Origin of the sequence: Pseudomonas sp. GL-R-26 (genome assembly GCF_019947365.1) — a bacterium.
In the GTDB taxonomy this organism is placed as follows: Bacteria; Pseudomonadota; Gammaproteobacteria; order Pseudomonadales; family Pseudomonadaceae; genus Aquipseudomonas.
In genome coordinates this window covers 51,428-70,492 of record NZ_JAGYGI010000023.1, presented here as the reverse complement: position 1 = coordinate 70,492, position 19,065 = coordinate 51,428, and the positions used below count along the sequence as shown (strand labels likewise).

Below are 19,065 nucleotides of genomic sequence, written 5' to 3'. Positions count from 1 at the left end.
GTGGGGCAGCATAAACAACGGGGGAAGGTAGGCATGTAACGAAGGGGGTGGGTTATGTCACCAGGCTGTGACAATAAGCAGGCACTGAGTGAACACTTGTGGCGAGGGGGCTTGCCCCCGTTCGGCTGCGCAGCAGTCGTAAAATCAGCAACCTGATTTTTACAGACAGTCCGTGGGTGATGGTTTTGGGACCGCTGCGCGGTCCAGCGGGAGCAAGCTCCCTCGCCACTGGGTCGGTGTCAATCCATTGAGCGGGGCAACTGCAGGGTCACCCGCAACCCGCCCTCACGCAAATTCTGCAAGCTGACCTCACCACCATGGCTATGGGCAATGTTGCGGGCAATCCCCAGCCCCAAGCCATAGCCCTGCTGTTGCCCGGCCAGGCGGAAGTGCGGTTCGAACACCTGCTCCAGACGCTGCTCCGGCACGCCCGGCCCTTCATCATCGACATGCAGGATGAACGCGCTTTCGTCGTCATCGATGTGCAGGTGCGCGTTCTGCCCGTACTTCAATGCATTGTCGATAAGGTTGCCGATGCAGCGCTTGAGCGCCAGCGGTTTGCCCGGGTACGCCGCCAGCGCCCGCCCCTGCTGGGTTACGCGACCGTTGCCGTTCGGCGCGAGATAGGGTTCCACCAGACAGTCGAGCACATGGTTGAGGTCCACTGGCTCGATGTTCTCGTGGATGTCGGTGTCTTTGACGCATTGCAGCGCGCCCTTGACCAGCAATTCGAGCTCGTCCAGATCGCGCCCGAACTTGGCTTGCAGTGTTTCGTCTTCGAGCAATTCAACCCGCAGGCGCAGGCGGGTGATCGGCGTGCGCAGGTCGTGGGAAATGGCGCTGAACAACTGGCTGCGCTCGGTCAGGTAACGGCTGATGCGCTCGCGCATGGTGTTGAAGGCGCGGCCGACCTCGACCACTTCGCTGCCCCCGCCTTCGGCGACCGGTTCAACATCAGCCCCCAGCGACAGATCCCGCGCCGCCCGCGCCAGGCGCTTGAGCGGACGACTCTGCCAGTGCACCAGCAGGCCGATGAACAACAGCAAAAAGCTGCTGGTCAGGACAATAAACCACACCTGCTGTGCCGGCAGGCCCTGCTCTTCAAGACTGGTGTAAGGCTCGGGCAACAGCGAGGCGATGTACAGCCATTCGCCCGGCGCCATCTGGATCTGCGTGACCAGCACCGGCGGATTCACTGGCTCCAGGGTCAGCGCGTAGTGCGCCCAGGAGCGTGGCAACTCATCGAGCTTCAGGCCGCCATTGAAGATGCGCAGGTCTTCCGGGCTGACGAAAGTCACCGAGATGTCCGTGTCCTGGCCGAGGGACTGGCGCAGCACTTCGTCCACCGCCTTGAGCACCGCCTCTTTGCGCGGGGTGATGGGCAGTACTTCCATGCCCAGGGGTTTGTCGTTTAACGTCACCACGAACCGGGTGCCGCCCATGCTGCGCAACTGGTCGAGCACCAAGGGCCGAAACGCCACCGGCAACGAACGGAAATAGCTGACGCTGGCGGTCATTGAATGGGCCAGGCTGCGGGCGCTGGTGACCAGGCCCTCGAGCTGCGTGGCGCGCAGTTGCGACACCCAGATCACGCTCGACAACGTCTGGGCGAACAACACCGCCAGCAAGGTCAGCAACAACATCCGCCCAAGCAGCGAACGCGGCATCGGCACCTTGGCGGCGAGCTTGCGCAAAGTCTCAGTGACCATTGCTGGCAACCACGTTGGCTGCCAGTTGGTAGCCGCTGCCGCGCACGGTGCGGATCAGCCGAGGCGGTTTTTCGGTGTCACGCAGGCGCTGGCGCAACCGACTGACCGCCATGTCGACGATGCGATCCAGAGGCATCAGTTCACGGCCACGGGTGGCGTTGCCGATGGTGTCGCGGTCGAGGATTTCCTGCGGGTGATCGAGGAACAGCTTCAGCAGCGCAAAGTCGGCGCCCGAGAGAATCACCTCTTCGCCATCGATGTGAAACAGCCGATGGCTGACCATGTCCAGCCGCCAGTCATCGAAGGCCAGCACCTCACCGCCACTTCGCTCCTGACCGAACTGCGCGCGGCGCAGCAACGCCTTGATTCGTGCCTGCAATTCCCGTGGGCTGAAGGGCTTGCCGAGGTAATCGTCGGCGCCCAGTTCCAGGCCGATGACGCGATCGGCTTCGTCTGAACTGGCGGTGAGCATGATGATCGGCACCTGCGCCTGGCGCGGATGCTGGCGAATCCAGCGGCACAGGCTGAAGCCGTCTTCGTCGGGCAGCATCACATCAAGGATCACCAGATCGCTCGGCGCCTCGTTCAGCGCCTGGCGAAAGCCGGCACCGTCGGGCGTGGTACGTACCTGGAAACCGGCGCGGGTCAGGTAGGTATCCAGCAACTCGCGTATCTCTTGATCGTCATCGACCAACAAAATCGACTTGTTGACTGAGCTCACGGGGCGGCGTCCTTGTTGTTTGAATTGGGCGGATTATGCCTTATGCACCGATTTTACAAACACCACAAAACCACTGTAGGAGTGAGCCTGCTCGCGATGACGATTTCACATTCAACATTTCTGTCGACTGACACACCGTCATCGCGAGCAGGCTCACTCCTACATTTTGATTGCATTTCAAGCGGGGATTGATTGCTCCAGCGCCACACCCGCACCCATCAATCCCGAATACGGCGCCGTCACCAGCCACACCGGAATCCCTTTGAAGTAATCGCTCATGCAGCCCTTGTCGGCGAAACACCTGGCGAAACCGCTTTCGAGGAAGAAATCGGCAAACCGCGGAATCACCCCACCAACGATGTACACGCCACCGCGTCCACCGGTGGTCAGCACGTTATTGCCGGCCACGCGACCGAGCCAGCAGCAGAACTGCTCAAGCACTTCCACAGCAATCGGGTCGCCCGCCAGCCCGGCAGCGGTAATCGCTTCCGGTGTGTCGAGCACCGGCGTGTGCCCGTCCACCGCACAGATCGCCCGATAGACGCGGGGCAAACCGCCGCCGCTCAGGGCTGTTTCTGCACTGACATGACCAATTTCGTTGAAGATGTGCTGCCAGAGTTGGGTTTCACGCGGACTGCTCAATGGCAGGTCGACGTGACCGCCCTCCCCCGGCAACGCGGCGAAACGGCCCTCGCCCAGATTGAGCAAGGTGCCGACGCCCAGGCCGGTGCCCGGGCCAATCACCACGGCCGGGCGCAGCGCCTCCGGCGTGCCCTCGCAAACCACGCGGAATTCGCCGGGCTGCAAACGGGTCATGCCCAGGGCCATGGCCGAGAAGTCGTTGACCAGCAACAGCTGATCCACCTGCAAGGTCTGGCAAAAGCCCTTGCGGCTCAGGCGCCAGTGATTGTTGGTGAACTTGAATTCATCACCACTCACCGGGCCTGCCACCGACAGGCACACCGAACCGATTGCCCCCGGCGCCAACCCCAGGCCGCTCAAGTAGAGGCTGATCGCATCGATAGGGCTGGGGAAATCTGCCGTTGCCAGCACCTGGACCGATTCCAGTTGCTGGTTTTTCCACAACGCGAAACGTGCGTTGGTCCCACCGATGTCACCGACCAAAGCCAGTTTCAATTAAGCGTCTCCAGGGCAGAAGTGAAGGCGCTGGCGCCCTGCTCCGCCGAGCTGAAGGCCATGCGCATGAAACCGAACAGCTCGCGACCGGTGCCGATGTTGTTGCCCAACAGGCCTTTGGCCGGAGTGCGCGCTGCGAATTCTTCGGCGTCCACCTTAAGCTCCAGGGTGCCTTTGACGCCATCGACGCGGATGATATCGCCCTCTTGGACCCGCGCCAAAGCGCCGCCGACATATGCTTCGGGACTGACATGAATGGCCGCCGGGATTTTCCCCGACGCGCCGGACATGCGTCCGTCAGTGACCAATGCCACCTTGAAGCCGCGATCCTGCAGCACGCCCAGGAACGGCGTCATCTTGTGCAACTCCGGCATGCCGTTGGAGCGTGGGCCCTGGAAGCGCATCACCGCGACAAAATCCTTTTCCAGCAAACCGGCCTTGAACGCATCGGCCAGGTCCTGCTGATCCTGGAACACCATGGCCGGCGCTTCGACGATCTGGTTTTCCACGGCAACGGCGGAGACTTTCATCACGCCACGACCGAGGTTGCCTTCCATCACCCGCAGGCCACCTTCCGCCGAGAACGCGCGGGCGACCGGACGCAGGATGCTTTCATCGAGGCTGTCGGTCACGCCTTCGCGCCAGACCAACTGGCCATTGTCGAGGAACGGCTCCTGGGTGTAGCGGCTCAGGCCGTGGCCCATCACGGTGTTGACGTTTTCGTGGAGCAACCCGGCTTCCAGCAGTTCACGAATCAGGAACGACATACCGCCCGCGGCCTGGAAATGGTTGATGTCGGCCTTGCCGTTCGGGTAGACGTGGCTCAGGGTCGGCACGACTTCGGAGAGGTCGGCCATGTCCTGCCAGGTCAATTGAATGCCCGCCGCCATGGCGATGGCCGGCATGTGCAGAGTGTGGTTGGTCGAGCCGCCCGTGGCGTGCAGCGCGACAATCGAGTTGACCAGCGAACGCTCGTCGACGATTTCGCCGATCGGGATGTAGTTGCCGTTCTGCTTGGTCAAACGTGTGACCTGGTGCGCGGCTTCGCGGGTCAAGGCATCGCGCAACGGCGTGTTCGGGTTGACAAAGGACGCGCCCGGCAGGTGCAGGCCCATGACTTCCATCAGCAACTGGTTGGTGTTGGCGGTGCCATAGAAGGTGCAGGTGCCAGGGCTGTGGTAGGACTTCATTTCCGATTCCAGCAGCTCTTCGCGGGTCGCCTTGCCTTCGGCGTACTTCTGGCGTACGTCGGCTTTCTGCTTGTTGGAAATGCCCGACACCATCGGCCCGCCCGGCACGAAGATCATCGGCAAATGGCCGAAGCGCAGCGCGCCCATCATCAGGCCCGGCACGATCTTGTCGCAGATGCCGAGCATCAGTGCGCCGTCGAACATGTTGTGGGACAGCGCCACGGCCGTGGACAAAGCGATCACTTCGCGGCTCGGCAGGCTCAGCTCCATACCCGGCTCGCCCTGGGTCACGCCATCGCACATGGCCGGGGTGCCACCGGCGAACTGGCCGACGGAGCCGATCTCGCGCAGGGCCTTTTTGATCATCTCCGGAAAGACTTCGTACGGCTGGTGCGCCGAGAGCATGTCGTTATATGACGAAACTATCGCGATGTTGGCGGAGTTCATCATCCGCAGGCTGTGCTTGTCGTCGCTGCCGCAACCGGCCACGCCATGGGCGAAGTTGGCGCATTGCAGCTTGCCGCGCATCGGACCGTCGCTGGCTGCACCGCGAATCAATGCAAGGTAAGCCTCACGCGTGGCGCGGCTGCGGGCGATAAGCCGTTCGGTGACCTCAAGGACGCGGGGATGCATGTGTAGAACTCCAGGCTAACGGATGTGGCGACCTGATTGTCTATGCTGATCAAAGGCCGGTGTCGATGGGATGACAGACGGTTTTCTTGATCGGTTGGACCAGTTGATTCAGGTCACTCGTTGTAGATTGAACAAAATATTGCCATTAAAAAGGCTTGTTTTCTATTTTTTTGCGAATAATCTTGTAATTCCAACAACAAAACGACGGTAGCGCCGCACTATGACTCTTCGAATCGCAATCAATGGTTTTGGCCGCATCGGCCGTAATGTCCTGCGAGCACTCTATACCCAGGGCTACCGTCAGGATCTGCAGATCGTCGCCATCAACGACCTTGGCGACAGCGCGATCAATGCTCATCTGCTCAAGTACGACACCGTTCACGGCACGTTCGATGCCGATGTCCAGCACGACCAGGAGAGCCTGACGGTCAACGGCGACCGCATTTCGGTCAGCGCCATCCGCAACCCGGCCGACCTGCCCTGGGCCGCGGAAAAAATTGATGTGGTGTTCGAATGCACCGGTCTGTTCACCGACCGGGCCAAGGCCGCCGCGCATATTACGGCGGGCGCGCGCAAAGTGATTATCTCCGCTCCGGCCAAAGGCGCCGACGCCACCGTCGTTTACGGGGTGAACCACGACATTCTGCGCCAGTCGCATCAGATCATTTCCAATGCGTCGTGCACCACCAACTGCTTGGCCCCGGTGGCCCAGGTGCTGCATCGCGAACTGGGCATCGAAAGCGGCCTGATGACCACCATCCACGCCTACACCAACGATCAGCACCTGACCGACGTCTATCACGTCGATCCGTACCGCGCCCGTTCGGCCACCCAGAACATGATCCCGAGCAAGACCGGTGCTGCCGAAGCCGTCGGCCTGGTGCTGCCGGAACTGGCGGGCAAATTGACCGGCATGTCGGTGCGCGTACCGGTGATCAACGTGTCGCTGGTGGACCTGACGGTGCATCTGAAAAAAGAAGCCAGCGCAGAGGAAGTCAATGCGCTGATGAAAGAAGCCAGCCAGCACTCGAAGATACTTGGCTACAACACCCTGCCTCTGGTCTCCAGCGACTTCAACCACAACCCGCTGTCGTCGATTTTCGATGCCAACCACACCAAGTCCAGCGGAAAGCTGCTCAAGGTGCTGGCGTGGTATGACAACGAATGGGGCTTCTCCAACCGCATGCTCGATAACTGCCTGGCGCTGTGCAACGCCGAATAAGCCCGGAGCAACCATCGATGATCGGCATCAGCTTTACGCAAAAGACCATGGCGGCGCGCAAGCGTATCGCCCTGGTCGCCCATGACCACTGCAAGGTGTTCTTGCTGGACTGGGCCGAACGGCAAAAAGACAGACTGGCCCGGCATGATCTGGTCGCCACCGGCACCACGGGTTTGTTGTTGCAACAACGCCTCGATTTGCCGGTGCAAAGCATGATCAGCGGGCCACTGGGCGGCGACCAACAGCTCGGTGCGCAAATCGCCGAGCAGCGGGTCGACATGCTGGTGTTTTTCTGGGCCCCGTTCGAACCCCAGCCCCACGACCCGGACATCAAGGCGTTGCTGCGGGTCGCGGCGGTGTGGAACATCCCGGTGGCGTGCAACGAATGCAGCGCCGACTACCTGCTCAGCAGTCCGCTGATGGATCAGGCGCACCTCCATCGGATTCCCGATTACGCCACCTATTTGCAGGGTCGCGCGTAAAGCTTCACAAATCAGTACTTGACCACTCGAGTAGATGATAAGCATTATCATCTACTCGAAATGGATCAGGTTCTCCCGTGAGTCAGTCACGCTTCAACCACGTTTTCCTCACCCAGCGCACCTCCCTGCTGCGCACGCTGGAACGGATGGTCAACAATCACAGCACCGCTGAAGACCTCCTGCAGGAAACCTACCTGCGGGTGACCCGTGCATTGAGCGAACGGGCCATCGATCATCTTGAGCCCTTCGTCTTCCAGACGGCGCGCAACCTGGCGCTGGACCATTTGCGCGCGCGGCGCATCCATTCGCGCACCATGGTCGACGACGTGCCGCAGGAGGTGATGCACAGCATCGCCGCCCCCACCAGCAGCGCCGAAGATGCCGCACACGCCGAACAATTGCTGGAGCGCCTGAACGTGAGCCTCAGTCAACTCAGTGCCCGCCAACAGCGGATTTTCATCCTCAGCCGCCTGCACGGGCACAGCTACCAGGAAATCGCCGACGAGCTAAACGTGTCCCTCAGCACCGTGCAGAAAGAACTCAAGTTGATCATGTCGATCTGCATCGGGGTTGCCGATCGCTTGAGCGCCAACTGAGCGCCAAGGCCCTGCGCACACCTGGACCGACTGCGCTGATCATCGGGCTTTGCTACCCTTGGCCCACTTTTACGCTTCACTAAAAAAACAGCCGTGCACAGACACTGCCGAGGAAACACCGTGACGGACAACCACCGCTCCCCAGAGCCTTCATCGGCGCAGGACCACGCAAGCGCGATGGACCAGGCCCTGGACTGGCTGATCGTGCTCGGCAGTCCCGACGAGGAGCAGGCCCGCCAATTCCATGCATGGCTCGACGCCGATCCGCTGAATGCCCAGGCGTTCGCCAAGGCCCAGGCGATCTGGGAAGGCCCGCAAGTGGCGCAATGCGCGCAAAGCCTGGCCGCCCGTCCGGCGAAAGTCACTGTCCTCGCCCGTCTGCGTCCGCACTGGAAACCACTGGCCACCGCCGCCGTGCTGCTGCTCGGGCTGTTCAGTTTCAGCAGTTTGCCAATGCACCTGCAGGCCGATCACCTGACCGTGGTCGGCGAGCGCCAGCGCCTGCAACTGGAGGACGGGTCCAAGGTCCTGCTCAATACCAATTCGGCGTTCTCAAGCACCATCAACGACCAACAACGTGTTGCCCGCCTGTATCAGGGCGAAGCGTTTTTCGAAGTGCAGGCCAATCGCGGCCAACCACTGGAAATCGACGCCGGCCCGGTCACGGCCAGCGTTCGCGATACCGCATTTGCCGTGCGTTACCTCGACGGCGTGGCGCAGGTGCGGGTGCAACGCGGGGATGTCGACTTGCGCGCCACCCGGGATGACGCGCGGGTGCGCTTGTCCGCCGGGGAAAGCATTCGCATCGGCCCCAACGGCTTCGACCATCCGGCCAAGCTGGATGCCGCCACCGACCTGGCGTGGGTCCAGGGACGGCTGGTGTTCGAAAACTGCCCGTTGAACCAGGTGCTGGCAGAACTTCGCCGCTACTACCCGGGCTGGATCATCAACAACAACGAACAGTTGGCCGATGTCACCGTAACGGGTAACTACCGCCTCGATCAGCCCCTGGACGTGGTTCGCTCCCTGGCCCACATCACCTCGGCCCGGCTCCAGGAATTCCCGGCGCTGGTCATCTTGAACTGAATGAGAATTATTTTTACTCGATAGCCAAACCCCGTACGTCTCGTTATAGCCAATGCAATTGATTCGCATCTCACCATGCCAATCAGCACCTATAAAGATTCGTGCGACACGGAGCGCTATCGATGTCCCCTCGCCTTACCCGCCAAGCCCCTACACCTTCCCGCGTGCTGTCGCTGCTGACCGCTGCCATCCTGATGGCCGGTACCGCACCGCTCATGGCCACCACCGCCACCGAGCAATCGACCCGCAAAATGGGCGACTACGCGTTCGCCATTCCCCAGCAATCACTGGTGTCGGCACTCAATGCCTTTACCGCCGTGACGGGCTGGCAGGTCGGCGTGTCGTCGGAGCTGGTGCAGGGTGTGGCCTCGCCGGGAGTCCGTGGTTCGCTGTCGCCGGAGAAAGCCCTGGATCGCCTGTTGGTGGGGACCAACCTGGGCTATCGCAAACTGGGCAACAACAGCATCGTTCTGGAAAAGCGCAGTGGTAGCAGTGCCCTCAATCTGGATCAGGTCACCATCAGCGCCACCCGTAACGAGCAGGATGTGAAGAGCGTACCGAGCACGGTCTCTGTCTACACCCGCGAAGATCTGGACCGCAACAACGTCAATACCATCAAGGAACTGGTGCGCTATGAACCCGGTGTTTCGGTAGGCGGCGCAGGCCAACGCGCCGGCATCACGGGCTACAACATTCGCGGCATCGATGGCGACCGTGTACTGACCCAGGTCGACGGGGTGCAGGTACCCGACGGTTTCTTCAACGGCCCGTATGCCCAGACCAACCGCAACTATGTCGACCCGGAAATCGTCAAGCGTGTGGAAATCCTCCGGGGCCCGGCGTCGGTGCTGTATGGCAGCAGCGCCATTGGCGGTGCGGTCAGTTACTACACGCTGGACCCGGACGACATCATCAAACCGGGCAAGGATGTCGGCGCACGTCTGAAAACCGGCTACAGCTCCGCCGACGACAGCTGGCTGACGTCCGGCACCGTCGCCGGCCGTACCGGCGAGTTCGACGGCCTGCTGCATCTCAGTCAACGCAACGGTCATGAAACAGAGTCCTTTGGCGAAACCGGCGGCACTGGCCTGAACCGCACTGAAGCCAACCCCCAGGACGTGCGCACCACCAGCGTGCTGGCTAAACTGGGCTGGGATTACGCTGACGACGCGCGCCTGGGCCTGACCTACGAGCATTACAAGGACGACCGCGACACCAATCAACTGAGCGCGGTGGGCGGCCCGTTCAATGCCGGACGCGGTATGGGCTTCTACAAGTCCCGTACCGGTAACGACACGATCACTCGCGAACGCTTTGGCCTGGAACACAGCTTCGGTCTGGACAGCGCACTGGCTGACAACATCAAGTGGACGCTGAACTACCAGATCGCCAAGACCGACCAGAGCACCGAAGAGATCTACGCGCCGCCGTCACGGACCGTGTTGCGTAACCGTGATACCAACTTCAAGGATCGCCAATGGGTATTCGACGCCCAGGCTGACAAGTCCTTTGCCATCGCCGATACCGATCACTTCGTCACCTATGGCACCACCATCAAGCAGGACAAAGTTACCGGCCTGCGTACCGGTACCGGCACCTGCCTGACCGTGGCCGGTGCCTGCCGTGTCATTGGCGCCCCGAGCGCCCTCGACACGCTGAAACCCGCCAGTGACTTCCCGGACCCGACCATCAATAGCTACAGCCTGTTCGCCCAGGATCAGATCAGTTGGGGCAACTGGACCTTCCTGCCCGGTGCACGCTACGACTACACCGAACTCAAGCCGCACATCACCGAAGAGTTCCTGGCCACCGCCGACCAGAGCGGCAACGGCGTGGTGAGCGACGAGACCAAGACCTGGCATCGCCTGTCGCCGAAGTTCGGCACCACCTACAGCTTCAACGACCACTACACCTGGTTCGGCCAATACGCCGAAGGCTTCCGCACCCCGACCGCCAAGGCGTTGTATGGCCGTTTCGAAAACATCGCCGGCGGCTATCGGGTCGCGCCTAATCCGGACCTGGAACCGGAAAAGAGCAAAAGCTACGAGACGGGTTTGCGCGGCAACTTCGAGCAGGGCTCGTTTGACGTGGCGGTGTTCTACAACAAGTACCGCGACTTCATCAACGAGAACGCCATCACGCCCGGCTATAGCGAGACCATTTTCAAGAGCAACAACATCAAGCACGCCACCATCAAGGGTGCCGAGGTCAAGGGCCGCCTGAACCTCGATGCCTTCGGCGCGCCGCAAGGTCTCTACACCCAGGGCTCGGTGGCCTATGCCTACGGTCGCAACGACGACAACGGCGAGCCGCTCAACAGCGTCAACCCGCTGACCGGCGTATTCGGCCTCGGCTACGACCAGGACACCTACGGTGGCTTGCTCAGCTGGACGCTGGTGAAGAAAAAGGACCGCGTCGACAGCACCAGTTTCAAAACCCCGGACGGCACCAGCACCCAGTTCAAGACGCCCGGTTTCGGCATTCTGGACCTGAGCGCGTTCTACAAGGTGACCGACGACGTGACCGTCAGCGGCGGCGTCTACAACCTCACCGACAAGAAGTACTGGCTGTGGGATGACGTGCGCGGCTACGACAGCGTCGGCGAAGCCTCCGTGACCCAACCGGCCAACCTCGATCGCCTGACCCAGCCGGGTCGCAATTTTGCGGTCAACCTGATCTGGGATATCTGATCCGCTCATCTCGTCGGGCGGTTACATCAAGCCGTCCGGTGAGGATTTTTTACTGTCAGGCGCCTTGCTCTTCGTCTCGTTACCAAGCGCCTCCTCTTTCTCCAAGGAATTGCCATGACTACCCAGGCCACCGAACAACGCTCCAACCTGCGTTCGCAGCGTTTGAACCAGATCACCAACGAGCCGCACAGCAAGCTCGATGCCCTGGTCAAGGCCCATGCTCCGTTTGAAACCCCGGCCAATTTCGCCCGCTTCGTGGTGGCGCAGTACCTGTTCCAGTCGGAGCTGATGTCGCTGTACAACGATACCGAACTGACCGCCATCGTCCCGGACCTGCCGGCCCGCTGCCGTGCCGATGCCGCCAAGGCCGACCTCGCGGACCTGGACACCGACGTGCCGGCACCTGTCGCCGGTGCACTGAAGAACCCGACCAAGGCCGAAGCCCTGGGCTGGATCTTTGTTTCGGAAGGCTCGAAGCTCGGCGCGGCGTTCCTGATCAAGCGTGCCGTGGGCCTTGGCCTGAGCGAAACCTTCGGCGCCCGCCACCTCGGCGAACCGGCCGGTGGCCGCGCTGAAGGCTGGAAGAGCTTCGTCAAGACCCTGGACGGCCTGGCATTCAGCGCCCAGGAAGAAGCCGACGTGGAAAAAGGCGCCATCGACGCGTTCAACCGGTTTACCGTGTTGCTGGAGCAGGCTTACGCCAGCACACCGGAAGTCGCCTGACACAACACCGACCCTGTGGGAGCGAGTCTGCTCGCGATGACGGTATTCCAGACAGCATTATTGTCGACTGATACTCCGCTATCGCGAGCAGGCTCACTCCTACAAAGGGCCGGGTGAATCTGTAAGATCTCCATTCAGCGTCACACGCCACCCCAGAGCCCATGCCCACCTCTTCCAAACTCTCCCGCCTTCTCTTCGGCCTGCTGGCCTACGTCAGCCTGGGCATCGGCCTGATCGCCATCGTCATACCCGGCCTGCCAACCACCGAGTTCATCCTGCTGGCCGCCTGGGCCGCGACCCGCAGCTCGCCGCGCCTGAGTGCCTGGCTGGAAAACCACCGGCTGTTCGGCCCCATCCTCCATAACTGGCGCAACGGCAAGATCATCGCGCGCAGGGCAAAAGTCAGCGCCACGGTCAGCATGCTGTTATGTGCCGGTCTGATGCTGGTGATGCTCGATCACGGCTGGCCGATTTACCTGGCAATTGCCGGCATGGGGCTGGGCAACCTGTGGATCTGGTCGCGACCGGAATCACTGCCGGAACCCACCTGAACAACTCCGCGACTTTTCTTCGTTTTAAAGCGCTTTTCGGCACATTTTCCTGCGCAAACGTTCAACCATTACCGTTCGTCGGGTTGCCCCTCATGTAACCTCAACGCCACGCCGATGTGCATTGATCGGCGCTAAATGGATTTAGCGAGTGAGCCGCAACGGCCCACAGCCAACACTTCATCCATTCGCGAGCTCGCCCTATGTTCGACTCACTGTCCATCCGCCTGAAAATCGTCCTGCTGTCCGGTCTGTGCCTGCTGGGCGTAGTCGCCTTGATAGTGGGCATGAACATCTACCAGACCAATCAGAACGATGACCTGGTCAGCGACTCCAGCAGCAGAATGCTCACCTCCAGTGTGCAGGATCTGCTTCAGGCCAAGGCCGCCGAGCAAGCGGTGCGGGTGCAGAAGACCTTCGGTGAAACCCTGACGGTGGTGACCGCCCTCGCGGACCAGATCCAGGACTTGCGTAACCTGGCCGCCAAGCGTTCCCTTGAACCCGGCGCCCTGCGTGAAGAGTTGAACCAGAGCCTGAAAACCGCCTTCGAGCGCAACGGCAAAGTGCTGGGCATCTGGCTGGCGTTCGAACCCAACGGCCTGGACGGCAAGGACAGCGAGTTCGCCAATGACGCCGCCCGTCAATCCAACGAGATCGGTCGTTTCGCCACGTACTGGAGCCGCGCTGGGGGGGATGCCCTCAACACGATCATGGTCGAAGAGGACATGACCAAAACCACCCTGAACCTCAGCGGCACGCCATACAACGTCTGGTACACCTGCCCTCGGGACAGCAAGCGCACCTGCCTGCTCGACCCCTACGCCGATACTGTCGGTGGCAAGGAAGTGTTGATGACCACCATTTCCGTACCGCTGCTGGTGGATGGCAAGTCCATCGGCGTGGTCGGTATCGACATCGCCCTCGACGCCCTGCAAGCGGCGGCGGTCAACTCCCAGCGCGACCTGTTCAACAGTGCCGGGCACATGCTCATCGTTTCCGGCACCGGCGTGCTGGCCGCCTACAGCGTCGATGCAGGTAAAGTCGGCAAGAACATCGGCGACACCCTGGGCGGCGATGGCAAGGACATCCTGCAGTTGCTCGCGAATGGCGCGCCGAAGATTCTCCAGCAAGGCGACCTGATCCGCGCGGTGTACCCGGTCAGCCCGATTGCCGACGCCAAGGCCTGGGCCGTGGTGATCGACCTGCCGAAACAAGTGCTGCTGGCCGACTCGGTGAAGCTGCAAGCGGTACTCGACGATGCCCAGCAAAGCGGCACGCTCAAGGCGCTGTCGGTGGCGGTGATTGCCGGCCTGCTTGGGTTGTTGCTGATGTGGCTCACCGCGTCCGGCGTGACCCGCCCGATCAACAGCGTGGCCGACATGCTCAAGGCGATTGCCAGCGGTGACGGCGACCTGACCCAGCGCCTGCACTACAGCAAGAAGGACGAACTGGGCGAACTGGTGAGCTGGTTCAACCGTTTCCTCGACAAGCTGCAGCCGACCATCGCACAGATCAAGCAAAGCATCACCGATGCCCGTGGCACGGCCGACCAGTCTTCGGAAATCGCCCGCCAGACCAGTGAAGGCATGCAGGTGCAGTTCCGCGAAATCGACCAGGTCGCCACGGCGTCCAACGAAATGAGCGCCACCGCCCACGATGTCGCCAACAGCGCCTCGAACGCGGCCAACGCCGCCAAGGGTGCCGACCAGTCGGCCCGCGACGGCATGTCGATCATCGAGCGCAGCACCCGCGACATCAATCAACTGGCCGAAGAAGTCAGCAAGGCCGTGACCGAAGTCGAAGCCCTGGCGGTCAACAGCGAACAGATCGGTTCGGTGCTGGAGGTGATTCGCAGCATCGCCGAGCAAACCAACCTGCTGGCGCTCAACGCCGCCATCGAAGCCGCCCGAGCCGGTGAAAGCGGTCGTGGCTTCGCGGTGGTTGCCGATGAAGTGCGCAACCTGGCCAAACGCACCCAGGATTCGGTGGAAGAAATTCGCCTGGTGATCGAACGCATCCAGTCCGGCACCCGCGGCGTGGTCGCCACCATGCACTCAAGCCAGACCCAGGCCCACAGCAACGCCGGGCAGATCCAGCAGGCGGTCCAGGCCTTGGGCAAGATCAGCGACGCGGTCACCGTGATCAGCGACATGAACCTGCAAATCGCCAGCGCCGCCGAGCAGCAAAGCGCAGTCGCCGAAGAGGTAAACCGCAACGTCTCGGCGATCCGCACCGTCACCGAAACCCTGACTGGCCAGGCCACGGAATCGGCGCAGATCAGCAGCCAGCTCAACTCCCTGACCACTCACCAGATGAAGTTGATGGATCAGTTCCGCGTTTAAAAAATCGCCACATCCCCTGTGGGAGCAAGCTCGCTCCCACAGAGGGATTTCATCTGACCTGGAATTTTTTGAACTAAGATCTGGCTCTCGCTCCGGAGGGCCCTTCGATGACTGATCTGCTCACGTCCATTCAAGCCGCACTCGGTTTGCCTCACACCTCGATTCCGTTCACATCCAGCGGCGCCCTGCCCTCGGCGTTTGCCGTCACGGATCTGGCCTGCGCCAGCATCGCTGCCGCAGGCCAGGCCGCCAGCGAACTGCTGCACCAGCAAACCGGGCACCTGCCCGACCTTGAAGTTGACCGACGCCTCGCATCATTCTGGTTCGCAACCTCGATTCGCCCGCTTGGCTGGAGCGTTCCGCCGTTGTGGGACCCGATCGCCGGTGACTACGCCACCCGCGATGGCTGGATTCGCCTGCACACCAACGCGTCCCATCACCGCACCGCTGCCGAAAGCGTGCTCGGTGCCTGTACCGACCGCGCAGCGATGGCCGGCCAAGTGGCTCGATGGGCGAAAAGCGAGCTGGAGCAGGCGGTGGTCGATGCCGGTGGTTGTGCTGCCGAAATGCGCACCTGGGAACAATGGCAGGTCCATCCTCAAGGCCAGGCAGTGAATGCCGAACCCTTGATTCAGTTCGCCAACCACCCAGGCCAGAGCCGCAAACCGTGGGCAGGTTCAGTTGCTCGGCCACTGGCCGGCATCAAGGTGCTGGACTTGACCCGAATACTGGCTGGCCCCATCGCCAGTCGCTTTCTGGCAGGCCTGGGCGCCGATGTCCTGCGCATCGATCCACCGACCTGGAGCGAGCCCGGGGTGGTGCCGGAAGTCACCCTGGGAAAACGCTGCGCACGTCTTGATCTGAACGACAAGTCCGACCGCGCCGTATTCGAATGCCTGCTCAAGGACGCCGACATTCTGTTCCACGGCTATCGCGCCGATGCGCTGGAGCGACTTGGCCTGGGCATGAATGAGCGCCGGCAACTGAACCCCGGCCTGATCGATGTTTGCCTCAACGCCTATGGCTGGAGCGGCCCCTGGCAAAACCGGCGGGGCTTCGACAGCCTGGTGCAGATGAGCAGTGGCATTGCCGAAGCGGGCATGCGCTGGAAGCAGGCGGACAAGCCGACGCCATTGCCGGTGCAAGCCCTCGATCACGCCACCGGGTACTTGATGGCGGCCAGTGCGATCCGGTTGTTGGCACAGCGGTTGAACGACGGTACGGGGGGCTCGGCGCGATTGTCGTTGGCCCGTACGGCGAGGTTGTTGATCGAGCATGGGCCGGGGACGATTGAAGCGTTACGTGCGGAAGATGAGCGGGATCAGGGGTTGATGGTGGAGCAGACACCGTGGGGGGCGGCGCACCGATTGCACGCTCCTTTGAAGATAACTGGGACACCGTTGCAATGGGCGCTACCGGCAACCGAACTGGGTTCACATCGCGCGCAGTGGTAGTGAGTTTTAGATAGCCATCGCGAGCAAGCTCGCGATGGTGCCCGAAACAGCACCACAAAAACCGGATCAGCTCAGTCCGCCCGACTCAACGAAGTCCACAGCACCTGCGCCGCATACCCTCGATACGGCCGCCACCCTTCAGCCCGCAACAACAACTGCTTCGCTGTCACCGGCCCACCCTCCAGCGCTGCCAACGCATTGATCAGCCCGACATCACCATTGGGGAACCCATCCATCTCCCGCAACTGACGCAAGGCAATATATTGCGCCGTCCAGTCACCAATCCCGTGCAAGGCCAGCAACCGCGCTACGCCCCCTTCCCGGCCGGGCTCAAACAATCGCGGATCATCGAGCAGTGCCTGAGCCACACCCGACAAGGTCCGACCTCGGCTTTTCGGCATGCCCAGCGCTTCCAGATCTGCGTCCGCCAAAACGCGGGCCTTGGGAAAAACGTGGGTCAATCCCGGCAGTGCTGAACTTAACGGCGTGCCGTACTGCGCAACCAGTTTGCCCGCCAACCGGATCGCCGCCACTACCGTAATCTGCTGCCCCAGTACCGCACGGATCGCCAGTTCCAGCCCATCCCATGCCCCCGGTACGCGCAGGCCCGGGCGTTCGGTAATCAACCGCGCCATCAGCGGATCAACCGTCAGGTGCCGGTGAATTGCGGACAGGTCGGCATCCAGGTCGAACATTCGCCGCACTCGCGCAACGATCTCGGGCACGGCAGCAGCATCCGGAAAGTCCAGGCTCAGCTCAAGTGCATCGGATGCAGCAGGCTGGATCGAAAACGTACCGTGAACGCCATGCAAGTCGATGCTGCGCGAGTAGACACCCTCGACCACGGTTTCCAGGCCAACGATCGCCCGCGCCGACAAGAACCCCAGCAACGCCGGCCAGTCATAGGGCGGCTGGTACGCCAGCAACAACCTCACAGGCTGAGCACCCCGCTGTACAACCCATAAGCCGCCAGCCCAGCACCACCGATGACACAGGTGAAAATGCCTTTCTCGACCACCGTGAACAGTGGTTTGCCCTGCTCATTACGTGCCTTGGCAAACAGGATCACACCCGGTGCATACAGCAACGCCGACAGCAGCAAATACTTCAGGCCTCCGGCATACAGCAACCACACCGCGTAGCCCAGCGCGATGCCACCGATCAGCAGATCCTTGATCCGCTCGACGGGTGCCTGTTGGTAGGTTTCACCCCGTGTGCACAACAACACCGCATAGGCCGCCGACCACAGGTACGGCACCAGAATCATCGAGGACGCCAGATAAATCAGACTGGTGTAGGTGCCGGCGGAAAACAGGGTGATCAGCAGGAACAGCTGGATCATCGAGTTGGTCAGCCACATCGCATTGACCGGCACATGGTTGGCGTTTTCCTTGGTCAGGAATGCCGGCATGGTCTTGTCTTTCGCCGTGGCGAACAGGATTTCGGCGCACAGCAACGCCCAGGACAACAGGGCCCCCAACAGCGAGATCGCCAGGCCGACGCTAATCAGCAACGCCCCCCAGGGGCCGACGATATGTTCAAGCACCGCCGCCAGCGAGGGGTTCTGCAATTTCGCCAGTTGCGGCTGGGTCATAATCCCCAGCGACAGCACGTTCACCAGCACCAGCAGCGCCAACACCCCAATGAACCCGATCACCGTCGCCCGGCCCACGTCGGAGCGTTTCTCCGCCCGGGCCGAATAGACACTGGCGCCCTCGATACCGATGAACACGAACACGGTGACCAGCATCATGTGCCGGACCTGATCCATCACGCTGCCGAACTCCGGGTTATTGCGCCCCCAGATATCGAGGGTAAAGATGTCCGCCTTGAACGCCACGGCGGCAATCACGATGAACATGATCAGCGGCACGATCTTGGCCACCGTGGTCACCTGGTTGATGAACGCCGCCTCCTTGATCCCGCGCATCACCACAAAATGCACAGTCCAGAGCAGCACCGAAGCGCAGACGATGGCGATCGGCGTGTTGCCTTCGCCAAAGACCGGAACGAAATAACCGAGGGTGCTGAACAGCAGCACGAAGTAGCCGACGTTGCCCAGCCAGGCGCTGATCCAGTAGCCCCAGGCGGACGAGAAGCCCATGTAGTCGCCGAACCCGGCCTTGGCATAGGCGTACACCCCGGAGTCCAACTCCGGCTTGCGATTGGCCAGGGTCTGGAACACGAATGCCAGGGTGAGCATGCCGACGGCGGTGATTGCCCAACCGATCAGGATCGCCCCGGCATCGGCCCTGGCCGCCATGTTTTGCGGCAGGGAAAAAATCCCGCCGCCGATCATCGAACCCACCACCAACGCGATCAATGCGCTCAGGCGAAGCTTGTTCGGTGATTGCGCCATCGTTGCATCTCCATTTCTGTGGGGGCGACAACTGCCGCGAGATCGTCACATAACAGGCGTCAACTAAACTGTTGAAGAGTAATAACGTTTATTGGATAACGCCAACATGCGTATTTTTACTTGCACAAAACGGCTATTAGAGGCGCTGATATAATCATTTGTTGTATACGTTT

Annotated in this window: 15 protein-coding genes and 1 pseudogene; 10 read left to right on the top strand and 6 right to left on the bottom strand. The window is 61.5% G+C overall.

All coding sequences use genetic code 11. From position 1 onward, the window contains the following. Positions 1-239: 239 nt before the first annotated feature. From KGA96_RS21925 to edd, 4 genes are all read right to left on the bottom strand, one after another. Entirely contained in the window at positions 240-1,667 is a 1,428-nt protein-coding gene (locus tag KGA96_RS21925; protein WP_221174494.1) for an ATP-binding protein, read from the bottom strand. A 31-nt stretch (positions 1,668-1,698) separates the two neighbouring features. After that, positions 1,699-2,430 carry a response regulator gene (locus tag KGA96_RS21920; protein WP_008050538.1) on the bottom strand — a complete coding sequence of 244 codons (732 nt, stop codon included), beginning with the start codon at positions 2,428-2,430 and terminating at the stop codon, positions 1,699-1,701. A 177-nt stretch (positions 2,431-2,607) separates the two neighbouring features. After that, on the bottom strand, positions 2,608-3,567 hold the full coding sequence (locus KGA96_RS21915) for a glucokinase (RefSeq protein WP_223465486.1): 960 nt from the start codon (positions 3,565-3,567) through the stop codon (positions 2,608-2,610). Then, complete coding sequence (gene edd, locus KGA96_RS21910) at positions 3,564-5,390, bottom strand: phosphogluconate dehydratase (RefSeq protein ID WP_046042247.1); 1,827 nt, start codon at positions 5,388-5,390, stop codon at positions 3,564-3,566. The genes KGA96_RS21915 and edd overlap by 4 nt, the downstream gene beginning before the upstream one ends. Positions 5,391-5,610: 220 nt before the next feature. On the opposite strand from edd, the gene gap reads away from it, so the two are divergent. The 10 genes and pseudogenes from gap to KGA96_RS21865 all read left to right on the top strand — a co-directional run bounded on the left by gap (position 5,611) and on the right by KGA96_RS21865 (position 16,533). Beyond that, on the top strand, positions 5,611-6,612 hold the full coding sequence (gap, locus tag KGA96_RS21905) for a type I glyceraldehyde-3-phosphate dehydrogenase (protein WP_046042246.1): 1,002 nt from the start codon (positions 5,611-5,613) through the stop codon (positions 6,610-6,612). Positions 6,613-6,629: 17 nt separating this feature from the next. Continuing rightward, positions 6,630-7,094, top strand: a complete 465-nt coding sequence (locus KGA96_RS21900) for a methylglyoxal synthase (protein WP_223514935.1) — start codon at positions 6,630-6,632, stop codon at positions 7,092-7,094. Between the two features lie 77 nt (positions 7,095-7,171). After that, the gene (locus KGA96_RS21895) at positions 7,172-7,690 is read left to right on the top strand and encodes an RNA polymerase sigma factor (protein WP_046042244.1); all 519 of its coding nucleotides are present in this window, start codon (positions 7,172-7,174) and stop codon (positions 7,688-7,690) included. 120 nt (positions 7,691-7,810) lie between these two features. Beyond that, the gene (locus tag KGA96_RS21890) at positions 7,811-8,776 is read left to right on the top strand and encodes a FecR family protein (RefSeq protein ID WP_046042243.1); all 966 of its coding nucleotides are present in this window, start codon (positions 7,811-7,813) and stop codon (positions 8,774-8,776) included. Between the two features lie 122 nt (positions 8,777-8,898). Beyond that, positions 8,899-11,466 carry a TonB-dependent receptor gene (locus KGA96_RS21885; protein WP_223514933.1) on the top strand — a complete coding sequence of 856 codons (2,568 nt, stop codon included), beginning with the start codon at positions 8,899-8,901 and terminating at the stop codon, positions 11,464-11,466. Positions 11,467-11,580: 114 nt separating this feature from the next. Continuing rightward, on the top strand, positions 11,581-12,189 hold the full coding sequence (locus KGA96_RS21880) for a biliverdin-producing heme oxygenase (RefSeq protein ID WP_223514930.1): 609 nt from the start codon (positions 11,581-11,583) through the stop codon (positions 12,187-12,189). 161 nt (positions 12,190-12,350) lie between these two features. Further along, positions 12,351-12,740, top strand: a complete 390-nt coding sequence (locus KGA96_RS21875; RefSeq protein ID WP_046042240.1) for a YbaN family protein — start codon at positions 12,351-12,353, stop codon at positions 12,738-12,740. 200 nt (positions 12,741-12,940) lie between these two features. Further along, positions 12,941-14,173: pseudogene (locus KGA96_RS29955) on the top strand (chemotaxis protein); the annotation flags it as partial. Positions 14,174-14,323: 150 nt separating this feature from the next. Then, the gene (locus KGA96_RS29950; RefSeq protein ID WP_404942368.1) at positions 14,324-15,079 is read left to right on the top strand and encodes a methyl-accepting chemotaxis protein; all 756 of its coding nucleotides are present in this window, start codon (positions 14,324-14,326) and stop codon (positions 15,077-15,079) included. Positions 15,080-15,186: 107 nt separating this feature from the next. Next, positions 15,187-16,533 (top strand): CoA transferase, encoded by a 1,347-nt coding sequence (locus tag KGA96_RS21865; protein WP_223514927.1) that lies wholly within the window; start codon positions 15,187-15,189, stop codon positions 16,531-16,533. A 71-nt stretch (positions 16,534-16,604) separates the two neighbouring features. Here the strand turns inward: KGA96_RS21865 and KGA96_RS21860 are convergent, their stop codons facing one another. Both KGA96_RS21860 and arcD read right to left on the bottom strand, forming a co-directional pair. After that, a complete protein-coding gene (locus KGA96_RS21860) occupies positions 16,605-17,468 on the bottom strand; it encodes a DNA-3-methyladenine glycosylase family protein (RefSeq protein WP_223465478.1) in 864 nt (287 codons plus the stop codon). Continuing rightward, positions 17,465-18,892 carry an arginine-ornithine antiporter gene (gene arcD / locus KGA96_RS21855; RefSeq protein WP_223465476.1) on the bottom strand — a complete coding sequence of 476 codons (1,428 nt, stop codon included), beginning with the start codon at positions 18,890-18,892 and terminating at the stop codon, positions 17,465-17,467. The genes KGA96_RS21860 and arcD overlap by 4 nt, the downstream gene beginning before the upstream one ends. Positions 18,893-19,065 lie beyond the last annotated feature (173 nt).

Coding starts and splice junctions, on each gene's coding strand:
- KGA96_RS21925 (WP_221174494.1), bottom strand. CDS start 1,667: ATGCCGCGTTCGCTGCTTGGGCGGATGTTGTTGCTGACCTTGCTGGCG.
- edd (WP_046042247.1), bottom strand. CDS start 5,390: ATGCATCCCCGCGTCCTTGAGGTCACCGAACGGCTTATCGCCCGCAGC.
- gap (WP_046042246.1), top strand. CDS start 5,611: ATGACTCTTCGAATCGCAATCAATGGTTTTGGCCGCATCGGCCGTAAT.
- KGA96_RS21900 (WP_223514935.1), top strand. CDS start 6,630: ATGATCGGCATCAGCTTTACGCAAAAGACCATGGCGGCGCGCAAGCGT.
- KGA96_RS21885 (WP_223514933.1), top strand. CDS start 8,899: ATGTCCCCTCGCCTTACCCGCCAAGCCCCTACACCTTCCCGCGTGCTG.
- KGA96_RS21880 (WP_223514930.1), top strand. CDS start 11,581: ATGACTACCCAGGCCACCGAACAACGCTCCAACCTGCGTTCGCAGCGT.
- KGA96_RS21875 (WP_046042240.1), top strand. CDS start 12,351: ATGCCCACCTCTTCCAAACTCTCCCGCCTTCTCTTCGGCCTGCTGGCC.
- KGA96_RS29950 (WP_404942368.1), top strand. CDS start 14,324: ATGCAGGTGCAGTTCCGCGAAATCGACCAGGTCGCCACGGCGTCCAAC.
- KGA96_RS21865 (WP_223514927.1), top strand. CDS start 15,187: ATGACTGATCTGCTCACGTCCATTCAAGCCGCACTCGGTTTGCCTCAC.
- arcD (WP_223465476.1), bottom strand. CDS start 18,892: ATGGCGCAATCACCGAACAAGCTTCGCCTGAGCGCATTGATCGCGTTG.